Source organism: Microbacterium tenebrionis (assembly GCF_903645325.1).
Classification (GTDB): domain Bacteria; phylum Actinomycetota; class Actinomycetes; order Actinomycetales; family Microbacteriaceae; genus Microbacterium; species Microbacterium tenebrionis.
Genome location: NZ_CAHJXQ010000002.1, coordinates 193,955 through 214,199, shown reverse-complemented (window position 1 = coordinate 214,199; position 20,245 = coordinate 193,955). Strand labels below are relative to the sequence as shown.

Here is a 20,245-nt window from a genome sequence, read left to right as displayed (position 1 = left end):
CCCGCTCAGGCCGGCGGGTTCTGCTCGTCGCTCTCGCGGGCCGCTGCCTCTTCGGCATCCAGTTCCTCGCGCACCTCGGCGCGGTAGCGGACGCGGCGCACGCGCCGGTTCATGTCCCAGATGAGCAGCGCGACGGCGATCACGACGATGACGATCACCGCGAAGCCCGCAGGCCCCGGGGTGACGGAGTTCGGGTCGACGGTCATCGACGGCGTCGGCATCGGGGTCTCGGTGCCGGTGAACACCATTCCGAAGAGCACCATCATCTGTCCGCCTCTCGATCTCAGGTCGCGTAACCTGGAACTCCAGCCTAACGACCGAAAGGCACCCGCCGTGACGACCGCGCAAGAGCTCGATGAGCGGTACGGGCGCACCCGTCGCCGGCGGCTGCCGTGGATCGTCGGAATCCTGCTCGTGATCGCCGTGGTGGGCGTGTTCGGGTGGATGACGTTCATGCAGTCCGCCAACTCCGTCGACGCCGACGATCTGGGTTTCGAGGTCGCTGACGAGCACAGTGTGACGGTGCGGTTCCAGGTCACCGGCGGGCAGGGCAAGGACGTCGCGTGCGCGATCGAGGCGCTCGACGAGGAGTTCGGCATCGTAGGGTGGAAGATCGTCGAAATCCCGGCATCCGAGGAGCATCTTCAGCAGTTGAGCACGACGGTGCCGACCGTCGCGGAGGCCACCACAGGTTTGGTGAACTCCTGCTGGGTCGCATAGACTCCTCTTCAGACGACGCCCTGGCACTGAGCCGGGGCGTCTTGGCATATCCCCTCCGCCGTGACGGCGGTCAGCACACTCGCCCTGAAGGGCGTTCGATGAAGGAGCACGCTGTGTCCACAGACGCTCAGGTCCCGTTCCTCACGCAGGAAGCCTACGATCGGCTCGTCGCCGAGCTCGAGCACCTCTCCACCGTCGGTCGCGACGAGATCGCCAAGCGCATCGAAGCGGCCCGCGAAGAAGGCGACCTCAAGGAGAACGGCGGATACCACGCCGCGAAGGACGAGCAGGGCAAGCAGGAGGCGCGCATCCGTACGCTCGAGCAGCTGCTGAAGACCGCCAAGGTCGGCGAGGCCCCTGCGAGCCGCGGCATCGTCGAGCCGGGCACGGTCGTGACCGCGATCGTCGCGGGTGGCGAGGAGCAGTTCCTGCTCGGCAGCCGCGAGATCGCCGGCGACACCGACCTCGACGTGTACAGCGAGGCGAGCCCGCTGGGCCAGGCCATCCTGGGACTCAAGATCGGTGAGAAGACGTCGTACGAAGCCCCGAACGGCAAGTCGATCTCGGTCGAGGTCACCGGCGTGGAGACCTACGCCGGCTGACGCCGAGACCGCAAGGCCGCGCCGAGACTGCGACGATTCGTCGCTGTCTCGGCGCGGCCCTGGTGTTTCGTGCGGCTCGTCGTCTGTCGATCGGGCCTCGGCAGGACGGGATCAGTCGGGGACGACGATGGGGTCGTATCCCGCCCGGCGCAGCGTGTCGAGCGTCAGCTCGGTGTGCTCGGCGCCGCGCGTCTCGATGCTCAGCTGCAGGCTGACCTCGCTGATCTGCAGACCCTGGCCGTGGCGGGTGTGCATGACCTCCATGACGTTGGCTCCGGCCTCGGCGACGAGCTCCGAGACCCGCGCCAGCTGGCCGGGACGGTCGGGCAGCGGGATGCGGACCGTCAGGTAGCGACCGGATGCCGCCAGCCCGTGCGAGACGACGCGCTGCAGCAGCAGCGGGTCGATGTTGCCTCCCGTGAGGACTGCGAGCGTGTTACCGGTGTCGTGCACCTTGCCGGCGAGGATCGCTGCGACGCCGACGGCCCCGGCGGGCTCGACGACGACCTTGGCCTGCTCGAGGAGGATGAGCAGGGCGCGGGCGATGTCGTCGTCGCTGACCGTGACGACCTCGTCGACGAGGTCGCGGATGATCTCGAACGGCACATCCCCTGGCTTGGCGACGAGGATGCCGTCGGCGATCGTCGGGTGCGTCGTGATCTCGACCGGATGCCCTGCCTCGAGCGACGGCGCGACGGCGGCGGCGTTCTCGGCCTGGACGCCGATGACACGGACGGTCCGTCCGTTCTTCTCGGCCGCGGCCTTCGCCGCTGCGGCGACGCCCGCGATCAGGCCTCCCCCGCCGATTCCGACGAGGATCGTGTCGACGTCCGGAGCGTCCTCGATCAGTTCGAGACCGAGCGTTCCCTGACCGATCACGATGTCGCGGTGGTCGAACGGGTGGATCATGATGGCGCCGGTCCGCTCCGCGAACTCGGCGGCGAGGCGCAGGGATGTGGCAACGGTCTCGCCCTCGAGGACGACCTCGGCGCCGTAGCCGCGCGTGGCCAGGAGCTTGGGCACCGGAACGCCGAGCGGCATGAAGATCGTCGCCGGGATGCCGAGGGCTTGAGCCGCGAGCGCGACGCCCTGCGCGTGGTTGCCGGCGGATGCCGCGACCACGCCGTGCGATCGCTCCTCAGCGGTGAGCTGAGCGAGCCGGTGGCCCGCGCCGCGGATCTTGAACGACCCGGTGCGCTGCAGGTTCTCCATCTTCAGCACGACGGGCGATCCGAGGATGTCCGACAGCGCTCTGGACGGCAGTGTCGGCGTATGGGAGATGACGCTCTCCAGCCCCCGTGCGGCTTCTTCGAACTCGGCCAGGGTGGGGACTGCGCTCATGTATTCCTCCGTCGCCGCTCGCGCGGCACTGTGCTCCAGATGAGATCGCCGGCGGGTTGTCGGCCGGTGCGCCACGAGCCCGTGCTCAACGTCACGGCCACGACGTTGACGAACGCGGCGAGCGGGACGGCGAACAGGGCGCCGGGAATGCCGGCGATCATCGATCCGCCGGCGACGACGAGGACCACGGCGAGGGGATGCACTTTCACGGCGGTCCCCATGAGGATCGGCTGCAGCACGTGGCCTTCGAACTGCTGCACGCCGATGACGACGACGAGCATCCAGAACGCGTTCCACGGGTCGTTGTAGACGAGCGCGAGGAACACGGCCACCGCTCCGGTGGTCACGGCGCCGACGATCGGGACGAACGCGCCGAGGAAGACGAGCACCGCGACGGGGATCGCCAGCGGCACCCCGAGCAGGAATGCGCCGAGGCCGATGCCGATCGAGTCGATCGTCGCGACGAGCAGCTGCGTCTTGGCGTAGTTGACGACCGTGCGCCATCCGCTGCGTGCGGCTGCGTCGACGGCGGGGCGAGCGTCACGTGGGAACAGCTTGGTCGCCCACCGCCAGATGCCCGCGCCGTCGGCGAGCAGGCAGATGAGGATGAACAGGGTGAGCAGCGCGCCGACGAGCACGTGACCGGCGGTCGTGCCGATCGCGAGCGCGCCGGACCACAGCAGTTCGGCCTGCTGCTGGATGAGCGCGAAACCCTGATCGATGTAGTCCTGGATCTGCGTCTCGGTGAGGTGCAGCGGCCCGTCGATGAGGTACTGCCGGAACTCGTCGACGGCCTGGGTGGTGCGCACCTGGACCTGCGCCCATTCGCGGCTGATCTGCCATCCGACCAGCCACAGCAGTCCGGCGACGATCGCGATGGTCCCCATCAGCGCGATCACGATGGCCACCCAGCGCGGGAAGCGGTGGCGCAGCATCCATTCGAATGCGGGCCACAGCAGCGCGGTGATGAGGATGCCGATGAGCAGCGGGATGACGAGGAGCTTGAGCTGGATGACGATCCAGATGATGACACCGGCGGCCGCGGCGATCAGCAGCAGGCGCCACGCGTAGGCGGCGCTGACGCGCAACGACAGCGGAACGGTGTTGTCGGCCTCGGTCGAGACCGTCCGATCCGTGGGCATGCGACCCCACAGGAGATCGCGCTTGCGGGGGCGCTGCTGGTCCGTCATGGGCCAAGTCTAGTTGCGGGCCTGTGCGGATGCTGTGCCGCCGCCGTCCCCTTGTCGGGCGCCGAGGGTACGCTGACCGGGTGTCCGAGACCCTCAGCGCCGCACAGGCCAGACGCGCAGCCCTGGCCGCCCAGGGATTCACCCGTCGCCGCCCGACGGCGACCGTCGCCGCACGGCACGTGCACGCGGCGATGGAACGCCTCGGGGTGCTGCAGATCGACTCGGTGAACGTGTTCGCCCGCAGCCATTACCTGCCGCTCTTCTCGCGGCTCGGCTCCTACGACCCCGCGCTGCTGGACCGCGTCTTCCTGTCCACGACGACCCACTACGTCGAGTACCTCGCCCACGAGGCGACGTTCGTGCCCGTCGAGGACTGGTCGCTCTGGCGGTTCCGCATGGATGACTTCCGGCGGCGATGGTCGGCACCGGACTCGTGGGCGAGCCAGAACGCCCGCACCCTCGCCTGGGTGCAGGACGAGCTTCGTGATCGAGGCCCGCTCCGGCCGGCCGAGTTGCGAGCCGACGCCCCTCGTGATCGAGGCAGCTGGTGGGACTGGGACGAGATCAAGATCGCTCTCGAGCACCTGTGGCGCATCGGTGACGTCGCGATCAGCGGCAGGCGGGGGTTCGAGCGGGTGTACGCGCTCGAGGAGCACGTGATCCCGGAAGAGGTGCGTGCGCGCGAGGTGCCGCGCCAGGATGCGATCACCGAGCTGATGCGCCGCGCCGCGCGCTCCCAGGGGGTCGCCACCGAGACCGACCTTGCGGACTACTACCGCATCCGTGACCGAGGGGCGGTGCGCCGCGCGATCGAAGACCTCGTCGACGCCGGAGAGCTCAGCCCCGTGCAGGTGCGCGGGTGGGAGCGCGGCGGGAAGCCTGTTGCGTCGTGGATGCACCGGGACGCCGTCGTCCCGCGCCGCGTGGACGCCGCAGCTCTGCTCACACCGTTCGACCCCGTCGTGTGGTTCCGCGAACGCGCACTGCGCGCGTTCGACCTGGACTACCGGATCGAGATCTACGTGCCCGCCGAAAAGCGCCGCTTCGGCTACTACTCACTGCCCGTCCTGGTCGGCGATCGGATCGTCGCCCGCGTGGATCTGAAGGCCGAACGCTCGTCGTCGACACTGCAGGTGCAGTCGGCGTGGTGGGAGCCGCACGCGCATCCCGAGGACGCCGAGGCCGTGGCTCAGGAGCTGGCCCTGGCGGCATCCTGGCAGGGTCTGGAGAACATCTCCGTCTCCGGATGGGGCGACGCGGCCGATGCCGTCGCAGGCGCCCTGCACGTCGCGCGCGGCGGGATCGCACGGCACGTGCACCATCGCGAGGTGCCTGCGTGACCAGACGGGCGCGCGTGGGCGTCGCAGTGATCGTCGCTGTCGGACTCGTCGTGGTCGCCGTCGTCGTCGTAACGCTCTGGCCGCGCACGGCCACAGGCCCGCGATCCGCGTCCGGAATCGGAGTGGAGCTCAGCGATGCGCAACTGGAGGCGGTGGCCCAGCAGCGACTGGATGCCGTGGTCGAGGCGTGCACCCGCCCCTCGACGGAGATCCCGGAGGCGTGCGGCTTCCGGATCCCCTGGGCCGCGGAGCTCGCCGAGGTCGACGGCATCCGGTTCCGCGTCGAGGAACCGCCGATGCTCGCCGTGACGCTGCCGACGTTCCGCGCCGACGGCGGCGTGCTCGTCGCGACCCTCACCGGGACGGGCACGGACGGCGAGTCGACCTCCGTGACCTACCGCACCGAGGACTGGAAGCTGCGCGGTGATGTGACCGTCAAGAACGCCGGCGTCGTGCTGTCGGTGTGGTGACGATCAGAACTGCACGCGCGGCGGCTCGGCGATCGCTGCGCCGTCGGCCACCTCGAAGAACTCGCGTTCGGTGAATCCGAGGCTTCGGGCGAAGAGGTTGTTCGGGAACACCTTGATCTTGGTGTTCAACTCGCGCACGCCGCCGTTGTAGAAGCGCCGGGCGGCCTGGATCTTGTCCTCCGTGTCGACGAGCGAGTGCTGCACCTGAAGGAAGTTCTGGCTGGCCTGCAGCTGCGGATAGGCCTCGGCGACGGCGAACAGGCTCTTCAGCGCCTGCTGCAGGTGGCCCTCGGCGATCCCCGCCTCACCGGGGCTCGTCGCGGCCAGCGTCTCGGCCCTGGCGCGCGTGACGTTCTCGAAGACCGCCTTCTCGTGCGAGGCGTATCCCTTGACCGTCTCGATGAGGTTCGGGATGAGGTCGGCCCGTCTCTTGAGCTGGACCGTGATGCCGCTCCATGCCTCGTCGACGCGGACGTTCAGCTGGACCAGGGAGTTGTACGTCGCCCAGAGGTAGATGCCGACGAGCACCAGTACCGCGACGACGATCAGTACCGGAATGAGCCATTCCATGTCAGGCAACCCCCTTGGACCGAATTTCCTTCATCCTACCGAGGCACCCTGCGTGTGAACTGGGCATCGTCACTGCCCGAGCACCCGATCCAGGTACCGGTTCGCGAACCGCCGCTCGGGGTCGAGCCGATCGCGCAAGGCGGTGAACTCGTCGAACCGCGGGTAGCGCTCCCGCAGCTGGCGCGCATCCAGCGTGTGCAGTTTGCCCCAGTGCGGCCGGCCGCCGTGTTCGAGGCAGATCTGCTCGACGGCCTCGAAGTACTCGGTGGGATCGGCGCGCCAGTACCGGTGGACGGCTATGTATCCGCTCGCCCTGCCGTGCGCGGTGGAGAGCCACAACTCGTCGGCGGCCGCGAACCGGACCTCGATGGGGAACTCGATCCGCCAGCCCTTGCGGCGGATCAGCTGCTGGATCTCGCGGAAAGCCGGGACGACGTTCTCGGCGGGCAGCGCGTACTCCATCTCGCGGAAGCGCACGTTCCGGCTCTGCGTGAGCACGGTGTGCGACCGGTCGGTGTACTCGCGGTCCCCGGTCAGTCTCACCGCCAGCCGGCTGAACGGCGGAGTGATGGCGGGGATGACCTGCCCCGCTGCGCAGACGACGCGGTAGACGCCGTTGGACAGGAGCGTCTCGTCGATCCAGCGCCCCGCCACCGGCAGTGGCCTGCGCGGTGCGGACTCCGCAAGCCGTGTCTGCCGCTTGGTGAGGGCGACCTCGGTGTGCGGGAACCAGTAGAACTCGAAATGGTCGGATGCCGCAGCACGGTCGTGGACGGTCTCGAGGACGTCCTCGAGCGGCGCAGGCTCGTCGATCGCGTGCATGACGAAGGCGGGCACGCACTGCAGCGTCACCTCGACGAGGATGCCGAGTGCGCCCAGTCCCAGCGCGACGGCCGGGAGCAGCTCGGGGTTGTCGTTCTCATCGACGCGCAGGAACTCGCCTGCGGCCGTGATCAGCGTCGCGCCGACGACCTGGGTGGCGAGTCCGCCGAAGCCGGCGCCCGTGCCGTGAGTTCCGGTCGAGATGGCTCCGGCGATCGACTGCCGATCGATGTCGCCGAGGTTCTGCATCGCCAGGCCGTGCGGTGCCAGCATCCGCGGGATGCGGTGCAGGCGCGTGCCTGCCAGCAGCGTGACCCGCGACCGTTCGACGTCGACCGAGACGAGTCCCTGCAGATCGTCGAGTTCGAGCAGCACACCGGGGGCGACGGCGATCCCTGCGAAGCTGTGCCCCGCGCCCACGGCCTTGATGGGCAGATCCTGCGCGATCGCCGCCAGCACGGCGCGCTGCACGCCCTCCGGGCTGCGCGGCCGCTCCACGCGGGCGGGCCTGATCGACGCCGACCGCCCCCAGTTCTGCCATGTGCCGCCGGGTCTGGTCACAGGAACGCCTTCCCCTCGCCGCGATACGTGGGAAGCTCGTCGATCACCTCGGACCCCGACACGAGCCGGTACGCGTCGATGTGCTCGGCGCCCTCGCCGCTCTTCGCGTGCCGGAACCACACGCGGTCGCCGATCCGCAGGTCGGCCGCAGAACGACCCTGCAGCGGGGTCTGCACCTCGCCCGCCGCTTCCCGCGGCATCGTGCGCAGGCCGCCTGGCCATACCGCGCGCGGCTGGCGCGAGGCGAGGGCTGGACCCGAGGCGATCCATCCGCCGCCGAGCACGGTGGCGATGTCGGCGGCGGGGCGGCGGACGACGTCGAAGGCGAACGCGCTCGCCGGAGCGGGCCGGAACGACCGGTAGCCGTCGAACAGGTGCCCGCCGAGCAGCCCGCTCCCGGCCGAGGCCTCGGTGACGGCCTCGTCGCCGCCGGTGAACTCGAGCGATCCGGTCCCCCCGCCGTTGAGGAACTCCAGCGGGGCGAGGTCGGTGAGCGCGTCGGCGATCTCCGCACGGCGGGTGCGCAGCTCGGCCCGAGAACGCGCCTGCACCGTGCGGATGACGGGGGCGTCCGAGCCGTTGTCGCCCTGTCCGGCGATCTGCGCCTCGTACATCTGGAGCCCCACGAGCTTGAATCCGCGGCGGGCGAGGATCGTGCGCGCGAAGCGCGTCACGTCGGATGCGGTGAACAGGGGCGAGCGGCGCACGCCGATATGCCCGAGCGCCGCGGAGCGCCAGGAGGCGTCGGCATCGATCGCGACGCGGACAGCGGCACGTGATCCGGGTGCGGCGACGCTGTCGACGAGGTCGAGGTGGGCCGGATCGTCGACCATGAGCGTGATGCGCGAGGCTGCCGCGTCGTCGTGGACGAGGCGTTCGAGGCCCACCCTGTCGACGGTCGGGTAGCCGAGCACGATGTCGTCGTGGGTCTCGGCGAGCCAGAGGGCTTCGGCGAGCGAGTACGCCAGGATGCCCCGATAACCGGGGATGCGCAGCACGGCATCGAGGACGGCCCGCACCCGTACGGACTTGGAGGCGACCCGGATCGGGATGCCGCCCGCGCGGACCAGCATGTCCATCGCATTGTGCCGCAGGGCGTCGAGGTCGATGACTCCGACCGGTGCCGCCAGATGCGCAGTGGCCTCCGTCAGCCGCGGCCACCATCGGGCGGGGTCCTCCCAGGCGCGATCGGCGGGCGACGTCGAGAGAGCCGTGAGGTCGAGCACTCCCCCACCCTACGACCTCGGCCCGCGCAGACGCGCGAGTAGGCTGAGGTGTCACGCCCCCATAGCCCAATGGCAGAGGCAGGCGACTTAAAATCGCTTCAGTCTGGGTTCGAGTCCCAGTGGGGGCACCGGGGAGCGGTCCGACTCGGCCCGGCATGTCCGGCGACAGGATTCCTTGGAGGGATCTGTCTTATGGGACGTCCCATTAAGTATTCGCGCGAGCTTCGTGAGCGCGCTTTCCGTATGGTCGCCGAGGTGCGATCCGATTATCCGAGCGAGTATGCCGCGATGACTGCGGTCGCGCAGATAGTCGGGATCGGATCGCCGGAAACGATCCGCACCTGGATCCGCCGGGAGCAGGTCGACGCCGGAGACCGTCCCGGTGTGAGGACTGACGCGACAGTGGAGATCAAGCGGCTCAAGCGTGATGGCGCTCATCGAAATTCCCCAGAGTTGCTCATCGGAATTCCTCAGGTCGCGTGGTCAGGTTAGCGCAGGTTCGTGCCGGTCGTGACGCGGCGGAGTTCGTCTGCGGCGGTGGCGTGGTGGCGGAGCCGGTAAGAGGCTCCATCGAGGGTGATCACGACGGATCGGTGCAAGAGCCGGTCGAGCATGGCTGCGGCGACGGTGGTGTCGCCGAGGATCTCGCCCCAGGCTCCGACCGGCCGGTTCGTGGTGATCACGATGGAGGTCTTCAGGTAGCGCTGGTTGATGACCTGGAACAAGGCTGAGGCGGCCTCGCCGGGTAGTGGCAGGTAGCCAAGCTCGTCGATGATGAGCAGGGTCGGACCGGCGAAGAAACGCATCATCGTCGACCACTTGCCTTCGATCGCGGCGCGGTGGCAGCGGGCGGCGAGGTCGGCGGCGGAGGTGAAGTAGACGCGGTAGCCGGCGGTGACGGCGGCGTGGCCGAGGCCGGTGGCGATGTGGGTCTTCCCGACGCCGGGCGGGCCGATCAGGAGCACGTTGGTGGCGGTGTCGATGAACCGGCAGGTGCCGAGCTCGGCCAGCAGCGACCGGTCGATGCCGGATGCGGCGTCGTGATCGAAGTCGTCCAGGGTCTGCCCGGTGGGGAGGTTCGCGAAACGGAACCGGCCAGCCAAGCGGCGGGCGTCGGTGGCGGTGACCTCGACTCGCAGTAGGTGCTCGAGGGCTTGCGTCAGGGTCCATCCTTCGGCTTGCGCCTGGTCGAGGACGGCGGGGAGGGCGTCCGCGGCGTCGGCGAGTTTCAGGTCGGTGAGGTGGCCGCGCAGCTGTTGATAGACGCTCGCTGCCGTCGTGGTGGCTGTGGTTGTGGTCATCGGAGGGTGTTCCTGTTCTTCGCGGCCTGCTCGTAAGCGGCCAGGCTGATCACGGTCGAAGGCTGCGCTGCAGCGCTGGTGAGGGCTGCGGCAGCGCGCAGCGCGGCGCTGCCGGGTGGGATGCGTTCTTTGCGGCGGTGCGGGCGTCCTGGTGTCGCTGACGCCATCGCGATGGCCTCCAGTGCGGTGACATGGCCGCTGTCGCGGATCGTGACGCCGAGGCCGGGTTCGGCGACCTGGTGGCGGGCGACGACCGTCCCCGATGCGGTGGCGATGTCGATGATGTCCGCGCCGAGCCGCTGCCGGACCTCGACTTTCGCGGCGGCGAGTTCGGGCGGGACGGAGTAGCGATTCCCACGCCAGTCGATCAGCGCTTGCCGGGTCGCGGTGCGCTCCTCTGTGATGATCACAGGGAACACAACCGCAGGTAGCGGTCTGAGCCGCTCGTTCACGAACAGGGCGGACGCTGTCGTCGTCCCGAGCTCGCCCTCACGCCGCCGGTCGTCCTGCCCTGCGGCGAACGTGTTCAGGCTGGCCTGCGCTTGCTCGAGGGTGAGGTCGTCGGGCAAGGTCCGCCACCAGCGTTGCGCGGCGGTGTGATTGTTCTTCTCGACCACGCCCTTCCTGTTCCCCGACCTCGGCCGGCAGACCACCGCGGTGACGCCGTGGTGCTTCGCGAACGCGGCGAACTGCGGGACCAGGTCGCCGGTGCGGTGGTCCAGGACCGTCCGCATCCGGTCGAACCGCCAGGTCTTCGTGAGCCCGCCCAGCAGGGCGAGCAGGGTCGTCATCGCGGCGAGCAGGTGCGGGGTGTCCATCGACGGGGAGATCACGCCCCGCCAGACACCCGAGTGCGCGAGCGACCCGACCAGGACATACGCGGTCTTGCGGCCGAACCCCCAATGCGCGGGCGGGTCGGGCATCTCGACCCAGTCGAACTGGGTCTCCTCCCCGGGCGGGTGCTCGATGACCGCGTTTGCGCGTTTGGTGACGTGCGCGCACGCGGTGCACGCCGGACGCAGCCCGCGGGCACGAATCTGCCGCGTCAGCGTCGGATACGACCCCTCGTAACCGAGCGGTCGCAGCTCGTCGAGCAGCGTCACCGCCCACAGGTGCGGGTCCTCGGTCAGTCTCGCGGTGGCGTAGTCGACGAACGCGTCGAACGAGTCCGGGATGGTGCGCTCACGCATCCCGGGCTGACGTTCACCGTTCAGATACGCGCGGATGGTCTTGCGGTCATGGTTAGTGCGGCGGGCGATCTCGCTGATCGTCATCCCCTGCCGTTTCAGAGCGTGGATGTCCACGCTGCTCCTCTCTGAGAGCATGAGAACAGGGCCTTCCTCCGGCTGGTGTGTGGTCAGAGACCACCAGCATCGAGGAAGGCCCGCCTCATGCGGCGGAGCGACCCAGAGTGGGGAATTTCGATGAGCAGAACCGAGGAATTTCAGTGAGCGCCGTCAAGCGTGAGGACGCCGAGTTGCGGCGGGCGAACGAGAGCTTGAAGGCGGCCTCGGCTTTCTTCGCGGCCGAACTCGACCGGCCACACAAGCGATAGTCGACTTCATCGACGAACACAACGACCGCGCCGACGGAGGGCTCCCGTGGGGTGTCGAGTCGATCTGCACCGTGCTCACCCAGCACGGCGTGAAGATCGCCCCATCGACCTACTACGACACGAGAGGTCGCGGACCGTCGCCCCGGGAAGCGTCGGATGAGCGGTGGAAGCCGATCATTCTGACCGCGTGACAGGCGCATCGGAAGGTGCTCGGGGCCCGCAAGCTCTGGCTGCGGTTGCGTCGCGACGGGCACGACATCGTCCGCCTACGACAACTCCCTCGCGGAGTCGCAGATCGGGCTCTACAAGTCCGACCTCATCCACCACAACGGGCCCCAGCACGACATCGACCAGGTCGAGGCGGCAACCCCGCCCTGCGTGCTCTGGTTTCCTGGGTGCTCTGGTTCAACACGGAGCGCACCCACAGCTCCATCGACGACCTCACACCACTCGAGGTCGAGCAGCTCGACTACGCTCGCAACGAACCGGTCACAAGAGCCGGCTGACACCAGCAAAACACTCTCCGGAGTTGCCGGGGCGAGTCACACCTTTTCAGTCTCCGGGGTGGGCAGTCTGGTCCGCGAGGAGACGAGCGGCCTCCGCAGCGTATGGTGCTTCCACTTGGACCTCGTAGTGGCCCGCCTCAAGGGTCTCCAGTGAGTCGAAGTCCCGTCGGCCTCCCGTAGCCAGGTGTCCAAGGAAGTAAAGCAAAGCGCCCCAAACTGCGCCAGAGGCGACCGAGATGATCACGATGGCCAGCCAACCGAATCCGGGGGCGAATAGCCCGAACAGCAGACCTAGCAGAACACCGAACCATGCTCCGACGGCTGCGCCCCTTAGCGCAGCCTTTCCTCCTGTCAAGCGACCGAGTACCTGCTCTACAACACGAACGTCGAGCCCCACGATCGCCACTCGTTCCACAGCAAAGCCGGCGTCGGAAAGACGGTCAACCGCTGCCTGCGCACTGGCGTAGTCAGAGAACCGCGCGATCGTTTGTTTCCAGCGGGCGTCATTGGTGAACGACACCTCACTAGCGTCCTGTTCCGGAGGGTTGTTGCGAGGGGCCTCGGGGCTGGTCATGGGCGTACTCCTTTACTGTTTAGTGAAAACCGGTTGAACCACCGCGCTAAGAGCGGAAGGCTGCGTGCACACCCGTCTTCCGGTCGTGCAAGGACGGGTGTTGCGCCGTTCGGCATCGGGGAAAGGTCGCCCTTGTTTGCTTTCGGCGCGTGCCGCGAACGAAAAGCATCGATTTGGTTTGTTCCGTGCCCTACATCCGTGAATCGATTCCTTCCCGATATGGTGGCGTCGGATGTCTCCGACGGTGCCCACGTTAGCTTGGTTCACCCCATGGGTGCTCCTACTACCTCTTTGTTTTTCGACCTTCATATCGGCACGGGAGTGGCACCCGTTCGATTACTCTTTGGTCACTGTCGTAGCGACGACTCGGGCGAGGCGCTTGCCGATGAGGTGGTTCGTTGCCCGCACACGCCGGACGGTGACCCCCTTCATCCGCTCCACGATGCGCAGCACGGCTTCGGAGCGGAACTCGTCGAGGTCGCCCATGATGACGTCGATGGGGGCTTTGACATGGGCGATGTCGCTGAGCGTGGTCTGTGACTCGATGGAGTGCTGCAACGACTTGATGAACGGCTCCCAGTTGCGTTCAGTGATATCGACAGCTTTGGGGATGGGCAGCAGCCGCTGTACCAGCGCAGCATGCCGGAGGGTGAACTCCCGGTTCGTGCGGAGGTACTCGTAGAGCCGCAGGTAGAAGTCCATCCGTGCCCGCTCGATGACGTCCCCGATTTCATGGGGTGCGAGATAGATAGGTGGGCTGACCATCACGAGCTTCGCGACTCGCTTTTGCCGCCGGGCGGCGTACCGGGCGCCGATGAGGGCGCCCATAGAATGCCCCACCACAGTGAACGGCTCCCGCAGCCGCAGCGAGGCGACCGTCCGCTCGATAGCGGCGACATGGTCGGCCAGGGTGTAATCGGCCCACTCCGGGGCCGGCGACTCGCCGAAGCCGAGCAGGTCGATGGCGATGCACCGGTGGGTGCGCTCGAGCAGCGGGATCACGTGGTGAAACGTCACCGACGAGGACGCGATACCGTGCAGCAGCAGCACTGTCGGGCCCTCGCCGCGTTCCTCGGCGATGTGCAGCACCGGCATGCGGCGAAACCACCTCATCCGACGCAACATCGAGCGGATCTTGCTCGCTACGCCCGCATGGGCCACCGGAGGATCCGCGGGTTCTCCCACGGCTGCCGGGTTCGGGGCGGCGTGCGGCGTCAGGTGTCCCTGGATGTCGGAGCTCATGCGACCACCCGACTGTGACGACCCTCGTTCAGGTACTCGTGGATCTGCCGGACCACACTGGCTCCCTCACCCACAGCCGAGGTCATTCGCCTCACAGACCCGTGCCGCACATCGCCGATAGCGAAGACCCCGGGGATGGTGGTCTCCAGGGAGAAGCGGGGGCTTCCTTCCGTCCGCGCGCCGGCCAGCTCCGCCTCCGCGCCGGTGAGGATGTACCCGTCGGGATCGCGTGCCACATCGACCTTCAATCCCGTCGTCGCCGGAGCGGCGCCGATGAAGACGAACACGTGCCCCACGGGGAGCTTCTCCAGCACGTCACCGTGACGGACTGTGACCGCTTCCAAATGGTTGCCGCCGTGTGCTTCCACGACCTCCGAGGACAGCAGCACGTTGATACGGGGGTGATGTTGGATCTGGTCCACCAGGTATCTGGACATTCCCGCTCCCAGGTCCGCTGCGCGCACCACAAGGTGCACACGGGAGGACGTGCGGGCAAGAAACAGTGCGGCCTGGCCGGCGGAGTTGCCGCCGCCGACAACAGCGACAGGTGTGTCTACGCAGATCCGCGCTTCCTGCGCTGTTGCCGCGTAGAACACGTTCGAGGTCTGGAACCGGTCCAGCCCCGCGGCGGGAAGCGAGCGGTATCGCACCCCGGTGGCAAGGACCACCACATCTGAGGTGACCTCCCTGCCATCTTCGAAGATCACCCGGAAGCGGTCCTCATCCTCCACGACCTCCTGGACCCTGGTCGGGATGTCCAACGTGGCACCGAACTTGCGCACTTGCAGGAGGCTGCGGTCGGCGAGCTCAGTGCCGGAGATTCCGGCGGGAAACCCCAGATAGTTCTCGATCCTCGCTGACGTTCCCGCCTGCCCGCCGGTGGCGACCGCGTCGCACAGGTAGACCGACAACCCATCGGAGGCTGCGTACACCGCCGCGGCAAGACCAGCCGGCCCAGCGCCGACGACCACCACATCGCAGGTTGCCGGCGGGGCGGGCGGGCGCATCCCCAACTCCTCAGCAAGCCGTGCCGGGGTGGCACCCAGGACGGTGCGTGAGCCGCCGAGGATCACCAGCGGGAAGTCGGCGACGGTGGCGCCGAGCTGGCGGACCAGCGCCTCCGCTTTCTCGTCCTCATCCAGGTCCACCAGCCGGTGGGGCAGCCGGTTTCGTGCGATGAAGTCCAGCAGATCCCGGGTCTGCGGGGAGAAGCAGGAGCCGACGATCCGCAGGCCCGCTCCCGCCCCGATGGCCAGGGAGCGGCGGATGAGGTAGGCCCGCAGGATGATCTCACCCAACAGCGGGTCCGAGGTGACGATGGCCTCCAGCTCATCGACGGGCACCTCCACCACCTCGGCGGCGCCGATGGCGGAGACGAATACGAAGGACGGCTGTCCTTCCAGCAGCCCGACATCCCCCACGAACCGGCCGCGGCCGTGCACCTCGACCGCCAACGGCTCATCGGAGTGACGCGGATCCGCCGCAAGTTCGGTGTCCGCCGTCAGCAGGTGCCCTTCCAGGACGACATAGAGGGAGGACGGGTGCTCGCCGGGCTGGATGAGAACCTCCCCGTCGGTGAGTGTGCGGCGCTGCCCTCGTACGAGCAGCACCGCGATCTGCTCGTCGCTGAGCCGCGGGAAGGCGCCGATGGTGTCAGGCGTCTCGGCCTGAGCTGCCTGGCTGCGGTTGGCGGCGGGCGTGTCACTCATATGTACGCTTCGTCCACGTAGCACCAGCTCCAGTTCTCCCCCAGCTCCAGCGACCGCACGATGGGGTGCCCCGCCGTGAGCGCATGCGTGCGGGCGTGCCGCATCGGGGAGGAGTCGCAGCACCCGACCTTCCCGCAGGTGCGGCACATCCGCAGGTGCACCCAGGGCGTGCCGGCCGCCACGCAGTCCTCACATGAGCCGGGTGTCCGGGGACGGACCGGGCGGATGAGCGGGACGTGTGGGTCGACGTATCTCATGGGGCACCGGCGGCCGAGTCAGCCTTCTTCTGCAGCGCCTCGTCCACCCAACGCAGCAGCACGTCCGGCGGGGCGGCTCCGGATTGGCGGGAGAGCACGGTCCCTTTGTTGAGGATGAGCAGGGTCGGCACCGCCTGGACGGAGAACTTGCGGGCCGTCTCCGGCGCGGCGTCCACGTCCACTTTCACCAGCTTGAGCTTGCCGGCACGTTCCGTGGCGACCTTCTCGAGGGCAGGGCTGACCATCCGGCACGGTCCGCACCAGGTCGCCCACAAGTCCACGAGCACCACTTGCGGGGCCTGCTCGACCACCGCGGCGAAGTCCGCATCGCCCGCATCGACGATCCACGGCACGGCGCTCTTGCAGACGCCGCAGCGCGGATACCCCGACGCGGCGGCGGGGACACGGTTCTTCTTCCCGCAGTTGGGGCAGGTGACAATCGCGCTCACGCCGCGTCCTCGTCTTCGGGGGGCGCTGCGACGTTGAAGACGAGGTCGCCGTCCTGCACGTCCAGAGTGACCGTCGACCCGTCCATCACCTGCCCGCTCAGCAGCGCACGACCCAGCCGGGTCTCGATCTCATGGCTGATGTAGCGTCGCAGCGGACGCGCACCATACACGGGGTCGTAGCCGCGGTCGGCGATGAGCTGGCGTGCCGCGGGCGTCAGCTCGATGCGGATCTGACGCTCGGCCAGCCGGGAGCGCAGGTCGGTGAACTGCAGCTCCACGATGTCCTGGATCTGTTCACGACCCAGCGGCGAGAACACCACGATGTCGTCCACCCGGTTGAGGAACTCGGGACGGAAATGGGCGCGCAACTCACCGAGCACACGGTTTCGCACGTCGTCGGGGATCGCGCCGCCATCAGAGCCCAACAGGTGATGGGCACCGATGTTGGAGGTCATGATGATGATGGTGTTGCGGAAGTCGACGGTGCGTCCCTGGCTGTCGGTGATGCGGCCGTCGTCGAGGACCTGCAGCAGCGTGTTGAACACGTCCGGGTGCGCTTTCTCGATCTCGTCGAAAAGGACCACGCTGTACGGGTGACGGCGCACCGCCTCGGTCAGCTGCCCTCCCTCGTCGTACCCGACATACCCGGGAGGTGCACCGACGAGCCGGCTGACGGTGTGACGTTCCTGGTATTCGCTCATGTCCAGCCGGACCATGGCGGACTCGCTGTCGAACAGTGCTTGCGCGAGCGCTTTGGCCAGTTCGGTCTTTCCCACTCCGGTGGGGCCGAGGAAGATGAACGAGCCGATGGGCCGGCGCGGGTCGCGGATGCCGGAGCGGGCACGGATAATCGCGTCGCTGACGAGCGTGATGGCCTCATCCTGACCGACCACCCGCTCCTTGAGGGTGGCGTCCAGGGTGAGGATCTTGTTGCGTTCACCTTCCTGCAGCCGGGCCACAGGGATCCCCGTCCACGCTGCGACGATCTCGGCGATCTCGTCCTCGGTGACCACCTCCCGCAGCAGCCGCTGCCCGCCTTGTTTGGAGGTGAGACGCTCCTCCTCGGCGCGCAGGCGTCGTTCCGCGTCAGCGATAGCCCCGTACCGCAGTTCAGCGGCACGGTTGAGGTCGTAGGAGCGCTCAGCTTCCTCCGCCTCCCGCCGCAGCCGCTCCAGCTCACTGCGCAGCTCCTGGACCTTGCGGATCGCTTGACGCTCCGCCTCCCACTGGGCGCGCTTGGAGTCCGCCTCCGCCTTCAGGTCGGTCAGTTCCCGGCGCAGCTCCTCCAGCCGTTTCTTGCTGGCAGGGTCCGTTTCCTTCGACAGCGCCGCTTCCTCGATCTCCAGGCGGGTCACCCGCCGGGTCAGCTCGTCGAGCTCAGCGGGCATTGAGTCGATCTCGGTTCGCAGTCGCGCGCAGGCTTCGTCGATGAGGTCGATGGCCTTGTCGGGCAGGAACCGGTCGGAGATGTACCGGTGGGACAGCACGGCGGCAGCGACCAATGCGCTGTCCTGGATGCGGACACCGTGGAAGATCTCCAGCCGTTCGCGCAGGCCGCGGAGGATGGAGATCGCGTCCTCCACGTCGGGCTCCTCGACCATCACCGTCTGGAACCGGCGTTCCAGGGCAGCGTCCTTCTCGATGTGCTTGCGGTACTCATCGAGGGTGGTGGCACCGATGAGGTGCAGCTCCCCGCGGGCGAGCATCGGCTTGAGCATGTTGCCGGCGTCCATCGCTCCTTCGGTGGCTCCCGCCCCCACCAGGGTGTGCAGCTCGTCGATGAACAGCAGGATGCGTCCCTCCGCTGCTTTCACCTCCGCCAGGACTGCCTTCATTCGCTCCTCGAACTCGCCCCGGTACTTCGCGCCGGCGACCAGGGCAGACAGGTCCAGCGAGAACACGGTCTTGTCGCGAAGGCCCTCGGGCACGTCCTCACGCAAGATCCGCTGGGCAAGGCCCTCCACGATGGCGGTCTTTCCGACACCGGGCTCGCCGATGAGGACGGGGTTGTTCTTGGTCTTGCGGGAGAGGATCTGGATGACCCGGCGGATCTCCGCATCACGCCCGATGACCGGGTCAAGCTTGCCCAACCGGGCGTCAGCGACCAGGTCACGGCCGTACTTCTCCAACGCCTCGTACGTCTGCTCGGGGGTGGCGGAGTTGACGTGCTGGTTGCCGCGGATCTTGGTGAGCGCGCTGAGGAAGCTCTCCCGGGTGACACCGTGCCCGCGCAGCACGCGGGACGCGGCACGGTTGGAGGAGTCGTCGGCGAGGGCCAGAACGAGATGCTCCACGGAGATGTAGGAGTCTTTCAGCCGCTTTGCCTCCCGCTCCGCCCGTTCCAGGGTGGAGGTGAGGCTGCGGCTCAGGTACACCTGACCGGTCTGCGGGGAGGACCCGGAGACGCTGGGCTTGCGGGCGATCTCCGCTTCGACGTCGGCGCGTACCGCGTCCACGTCAGCACCCGCTGTCTGCAGCAGTCGGGGAACCAGCCCCTCCTCCTGCTGCAGCAGTGCGAGCAGGAGATGCTCCTCGTCCGTCTCGATCTGACCGGCCAGGACCGCGATGCTCTGGGCCGAGGTGAGCGCTTCCTGCGACTTCTGAGTGAGTGAGTTCATGTCCATGGGGTGTCTCCTTCAAGTCGGATGGTCCGGTGCTGCTCGAGCTGCTCGATGCGGGCGAGCAGGTCGAGCACGAGTGCGATGCCGGCGTAGTTGACGGCAAGATCGGAGTGCAGACGCACGATGGTGCGCACGCTGGCGGGGACGGTACGGGCGAACCACAGCCGGCCGCTGGTGTCGACGTGGGCGGTGACCAGCCCCAGCTCGACGAACTTCCGCAGCGTATCCGGGTGGATACCTGCGGCCACAGCGGTCGCCGCCAGGTCGGCCCGGGCGACACGGACGGGCAGGTGATGTGAGGTCATGATCCTCTCCTGGCATCAAACGACGATTCGTCGCGGAGCTGTTCGAACAGCTCCTTCTCCTTCTTGCTGAGAGTGCGCGGAACGACGACCTTCACCCGCGCATACAGGTCTCCCGGCTGTCCTGGGCGGGGCATCCCCTGCCCGCGCAGGCGGAGCCGCCTGCCCGTGGACGAGCCGGGCGGAACGTGCACGGTGACCGGGCCGCCGGGGGTGGGCACGCTGACATCCGCGCCCAGTGCCGCCTCCCACGGTGAGATGGGAAGGTCCGTTTCGATGTCCGCGTCGCTGAGCCGGTACCGCTTACTGTCCTTCACGCGCAGCGTGACCAGCAGGTCCCCGTCCTGTCCGTCGGCGCCCGCTCCGCCTGCACCCGCGATCCGCAGCCGCTGCCCGTCGACAGCGCCCGCTGGGATGTCGATGGTGTACTCCTGCGCGCCGCCGTACGGGGACGCGACCTGCACGGTGCGCCGCCCGCCCCGGTAGGCCTCCTCGACGGTGATCTCAAGCTCCGCGGTGTGGTCGGCGCCGCGACCGAAACCACCGAAGCCGCCCCCGAAGAGGTCCTCCCAGTTCACGCTCTGCGCGCCGCCCCCGCTCCACGTGTATCGGGTGCCGCCGCTGCGGCGCGGCTGCTCGGAGGAGCGAGCCGCGTCCGCGGCAGCGTACTGCCGGAAGTTCTCACCGAACCGGTCGTACTGTGAGCGGGTTTCCGGGTCCGACAGCACATCGTGGGCTTCGCTGATCCGTTTGAAGGTCTCCTCCGCCCCCGGGGTCTTGTTGACGTCCGGGTGGAACTTGCGGGCCTTCTCCCGGTAGGCGCGGCGGATCTCCTTCTGATCCGCCGACCGGGAGACCCCCAGCGCGCTGTAGAGATCCTCCGCCAT

Annotated in this window: 21 protein-coding genes and 1 tRNA gene; 6 read left to right on the top strand and 16 right to left on the bottom strand. The window is 68.2% G+C overall.

Going from position 1 to position 20,245, the window contains the following annotated elements; translation table 11 throughout:
• Positions 1 to 5: 5 nt before the first annotated feature.
• Positions 6 to 266, bottom strand: coding sequence for a hypothetical protein (locus HWX58_RS04390; RefSeq protein WP_250646087.1), 261 nt, complete (start codon positions 264 to 266; stop codon positions 6 to 8).
• Between the two features lie 67 nt (positions 267 to 333).
• On the opposite strand from HWX58_RS04390, the gene HWX58_RS04385 reads away from it, so the two are divergent.
• Together HWX58_RS04385 and greA are read left to right on the top strand one after the other, a co-directional pair.
• Positions 334 to 720, top strand: coding sequence for a DUF4307 domain-containing protein (locus HWX58_RS04385; protein ID WP_175985823.1), 387 nt, complete (start codon positions 334 to 336; stop codon positions 718 to 720).
• Positions 721 to 833: 113 nt separating this feature from the next.
• The gene (gene greA / locus HWX58_RS04380) at positions 834 to 1,322 is read left to right on the top strand and encodes a transcription elongation factor GreA (RefSeq protein ID WP_175985822.1); all 489 of its coding nucleotides are present in this window, start codon (positions 834 to 836) and stop codon (positions 1,320 to 1,322) included.
• A 111-nt stretch (positions 1,323 to 1,433) separates the two neighbouring features.
• On the opposite strand, the gene ilvA is transcribed toward greA, so the two are convergent.
• Together ilvA and HWX58_RS04370 are read right to left on the bottom strand one after the other, a co-directional pair.
• The gene (gene ilvA / locus HWX58_RS04375) at positions 1,434 to 2,663 is read right to left on the bottom strand and encodes a threonine ammonia-lyase (RefSeq protein WP_175985821.1); all 1,230 of its coding nucleotides are present in this window, start codon (positions 2,661 to 2,663) and stop codon (positions 1,434 to 1,436) included.
• Entirely contained in the window at positions 2,660 to 3,853 is a 1,194-nt protein-coding gene (locus HWX58_RS04370) for an AI-2E family transporter (RefSeq protein ID WP_175985820.1), read from the bottom strand. The genes ilvA and HWX58_RS04370 overlap by 4 nt, the downstream gene beginning before the upstream one ends.
• Before the next feature lie 80 nt (positions 3,854 to 3,933).
• Between HWX58_RS04370 and HWX58_RS04365 the strand changes: the two genes are divergently transcribed.
• Entirely contained in the window at positions 3,934 to 5,193 is a 1,260-nt protein-coding gene (locus HWX58_RS04365; RefSeq protein WP_175985819.1) for a winged helix-turn-helix domain-containing protein, read from the top strand.
• On the top strand, positions 5,190 to 5,663 hold the full coding sequence (locus tag HWX58_RS04360) for a hypothetical protein (RefSeq protein ID WP_175985818.1): 474 nt from the start codon (positions 5,190 to 5,192) through the stop codon (positions 5,661 to 5,663). Before HWX58_RS04365 ends, HWX58_RS04360 begins: the two co-directional genes overlap by 4 nt.
• Positions 5,664 to 5,666: 3 nt before the next feature.
• On the opposite strand, the gene HWX58_RS04355 is transcribed toward HWX58_RS04360, so the two are convergent.
• The 3 genes from HWX58_RS04355 to HWX58_RS04345 all read right to left on the bottom strand — a co-directional run bounded on the left by HWX58_RS04355 (position 5,667) and on the right by HWX58_RS04345 (position 8,842).
• Positions 5,667 to 6,233, bottom strand: a complete 567-nt coding sequence (locus tag HWX58_RS04355; protein ID WP_175985817.1) for a LemA family protein — start codon at positions 6,231 to 6,233, stop codon at positions 5,667 to 5,669.
• Positions 6,234 to 6,302: 69 nt separating this feature from the next.
• Positions 6,303 to 7,616: a D-arabinono-1,4-lactone oxidase gene (locus HWX58_RS04350; protein WP_175985816.1), complete on the bottom strand. Its 1,314-nt coding sequence runs from the start codon at positions 7,614 to 7,616 to the stop codon at positions 6,303 to 6,305.
• The gene (locus tag HWX58_RS04345) at positions 7,613 to 8,842 is read right to left on the bottom strand and encodes an alanine racemase (RefSeq protein ID WP_175985815.1); all 1,230 of its coding nucleotides are present in this window, start codon (positions 8,840 to 8,842) and stop codon (positions 7,613 to 7,615) included. The genes HWX58_RS04350 and HWX58_RS04345 overlap by 4 nt, the downstream gene beginning before the upstream one ends.
• A gap of 55 nt (positions 8,843 to 8,897) precedes the next feature.
• Here HWX58_RS04345 and HWX58_RS04340 point away from each other — a divergent pair.
• Both HWX58_RS04340 and HWX58_RS04335 read left to right on the top strand, forming a co-directional pair.
• Positions 8,898 to 8,970 (top strand) — tRNA-Leu (locus tag HWX58_RS04340).
• 64 nt (positions 8,971 to 9,034) lie between these two features.
• Positions 9,035 to 9,334 carry a transposase gene (locus HWX58_RS04335; RefSeq protein WP_175985814.1) on the top strand — a complete coding sequence of 100 codons (300 nt, stop codon included), beginning with the start codon at positions 9,035 to 9,037 and terminating at the stop codon, positions 9,332 to 9,334.
• Here the strand turns inward: HWX58_RS04335 and istB are convergent.
• The 10 genes from istB to HWX58_RS04285 form a co-directional block, all read right to left on the bottom strand.
• Entirely contained in the window at positions 9,331 to 10,143 is an 813-nt protein-coding gene (istB, locus tag HWX58_RS04330; protein WP_068476904.1) for an IS21-like element helper ATPase IstB, read from the bottom strand. The genes HWX58_RS04335 and istB overlap by 4 nt on opposite strands.
• Entirely contained in the window at positions 10,140 to 11,447 is a 1,308-nt protein-coding gene (gene istA / locus HWX58_RS04325) for an IS21 family transposase (RefSeq protein WP_438268237.1), read from the bottom strand. The genes istB and istA overlap by 4 nt, the downstream gene beginning before the upstream one ends.
• 803 nt (positions 11,448 to 12,250) lie before the next feature.
• Positions 12,251 to 12,778, bottom strand: coding sequence for a YflT domain-containing protein (locus HWX58_RS04320; RefSeq protein WP_175985813.1), 528 nt, complete (start codon positions 12,776 to 12,778; stop codon positions 12,251 to 12,253).
• Between the two features lie 336 nt (positions 12,779 to 13,114).
• Positions 13,115 to 13,939, bottom strand: coding sequence for an alpha/beta fold hydrolase (locus HWX58_RS04315; RefSeq protein WP_250646086.1), 825 nt, complete (start codon positions 13,937 to 13,939; stop codon positions 13,115 to 13,117).
• Between the two features lie 77 nt (positions 13,940 to 14,016).
• Positions 14,017 to 15,729, bottom strand: a complete 1,713-nt coding sequence (locus HWX58_RS04310) for an FAD-dependent oxidoreductase (RefSeq protein WP_175985812.1) — start codon at positions 15,727 to 15,729, stop codon at positions 14,017 to 14,019.
• Positions 15,726 to 15,878, bottom strand: a complete 153-nt coding sequence (locus HWX58_RS15010; protein WP_246313260.1) for a UBP-type zinc finger domain-containing protein — start codon at positions 15,876 to 15,878, stop codon at positions 15,726 to 15,728. Before HWX58_RS15010 ends, HWX58_RS04310 begins: the two co-directional genes overlap by 4 nt.
• Positions 15,879 to 15,982: 104 nt before the next feature.
• On the bottom strand, positions 15,983 to 16,435 hold the full coding sequence (gene trxA, locus HWX58_RS04300) for a thioredoxin (protein WP_175985810.1): 453 nt from the start codon (positions 16,433 to 16,435) through the stop codon (positions 15,983 to 15,985).
• Positions 16,432 to 19,059 (bottom strand): ATP-dependent chaperone ClpB, encoded by a 2,628-nt coding sequence (gene clpB, locus HWX58_RS04295; protein WP_175985809.1) that lies wholly within the window; start codon positions 19,057 to 19,059, stop codon positions 16,432 to 16,434. The genes trxA and clpB overlap by 4 nt, the downstream gene beginning before the upstream one ends.
• The gene (locus tag HWX58_RS04290; protein ID WP_175985808.1) at positions 19,050 to 19,361 is read right to left on the bottom strand and encodes a chaperone modulator CbpM; all 312 of its coding nucleotides are present in this window, start codon (positions 19,359 to 19,361) and stop codon (positions 19,050 to 19,052) included. Before HWX58_RS04290 ends, clpB begins: the two co-directional genes overlap by 10 nt.
• The gene (locus tag HWX58_RS04285; protein ID WP_175985807.1) at positions 19,358 to 20,245 is read right to left on the bottom strand and encodes a DnaJ C-terminal domain-containing protein; all 888 of its coding nucleotides are present in this window, start codon (positions 20,243 to 20,245) and stop codon (positions 19,358 to 19,360) included. The genes HWX58_RS04290 and HWX58_RS04285 overlap by 4 nt, the downstream gene beginning before the upstream one ends.

Coding starts and splice junctions, on each gene's coding strand:
- HWX58_RS04390 (WP_250646087.1), bottom strand. CDS start 266: ATGATGGTGCTCTTCGGAATGGTGTTCACCGGCACCGAGACCCCGATG.
- ilvA (WP_175985821.1), bottom strand. CDS start 2,663: ATGAGCGCAGTCCCCACCCTGGCCGAGTTCGAAGAAGCCGCACGGGGG.
- HWX58_RS04370 (WP_175985820.1), bottom strand. CDS start 3,853: ATGACGGACCAGCAGCGCCCCCGCAAGCGCGATCTCCTGTGGGGTCGC.
- HWX58_RS04355 (WP_175985817.1), bottom strand. CDS start 6,233: ATGGAATGGCTCATTCCGGTACTGATCGTCGTCGCGGTACTGGTGCTC.
- HWX58_RS04335 (WP_175985814.1), top strand. CDS start 9,035: ATGGGACGTCCCATTAAGTATTCGCGCGAGCTTCGTGAGCGCGCTTTC.
- istB (WP_068476904.1), bottom strand. CDS start 10,143: ATGACCACAACCACAGCCACCACGACGGCAGCGAGCGTCTATCAACAG.
- HWX58_RS04320 (WP_175985813.1), bottom strand. CDS start 12,778: ATGACCAGCCCCGAGGCCCCTCGCAACAACCCTCCGGAACAGGACGCT.
- HWX58_RS04310 (WP_175985812.1), bottom strand. CDS start 15,729: ATGAGTGACACGCCCGCCGCCAACCGCAGCCAGGCAGCTCAGGCCGAG.
- HWX58_RS15010 (WP_246313260.1), bottom strand. CDS start 15,878: ATGTGCCGCACCTGCGGGAAGGTCGGGTGCTGCGACTCCTCCCCGATG.
- clpB (WP_175985809.1), bottom strand. CDS start 19,059: ATGGACATGAACTCACTCACTCAGAAGTCGCAGGAAGCGCTCACCTCG.
- HWX58_RS04290 (WP_175985808.1), bottom strand. CDS start 19,361: ATGACCTCACATCACCTGCCCGTCCGTGTCGCCCGGGCCGACCTGGCG.
- HWX58_RS04285 (WP_175985807.1), bottom strand. CDS start 20,245: ATGGCGGAGGATCTCTACAGCGCGCTGGGGGTCTCCCGGTCGGCGGAT.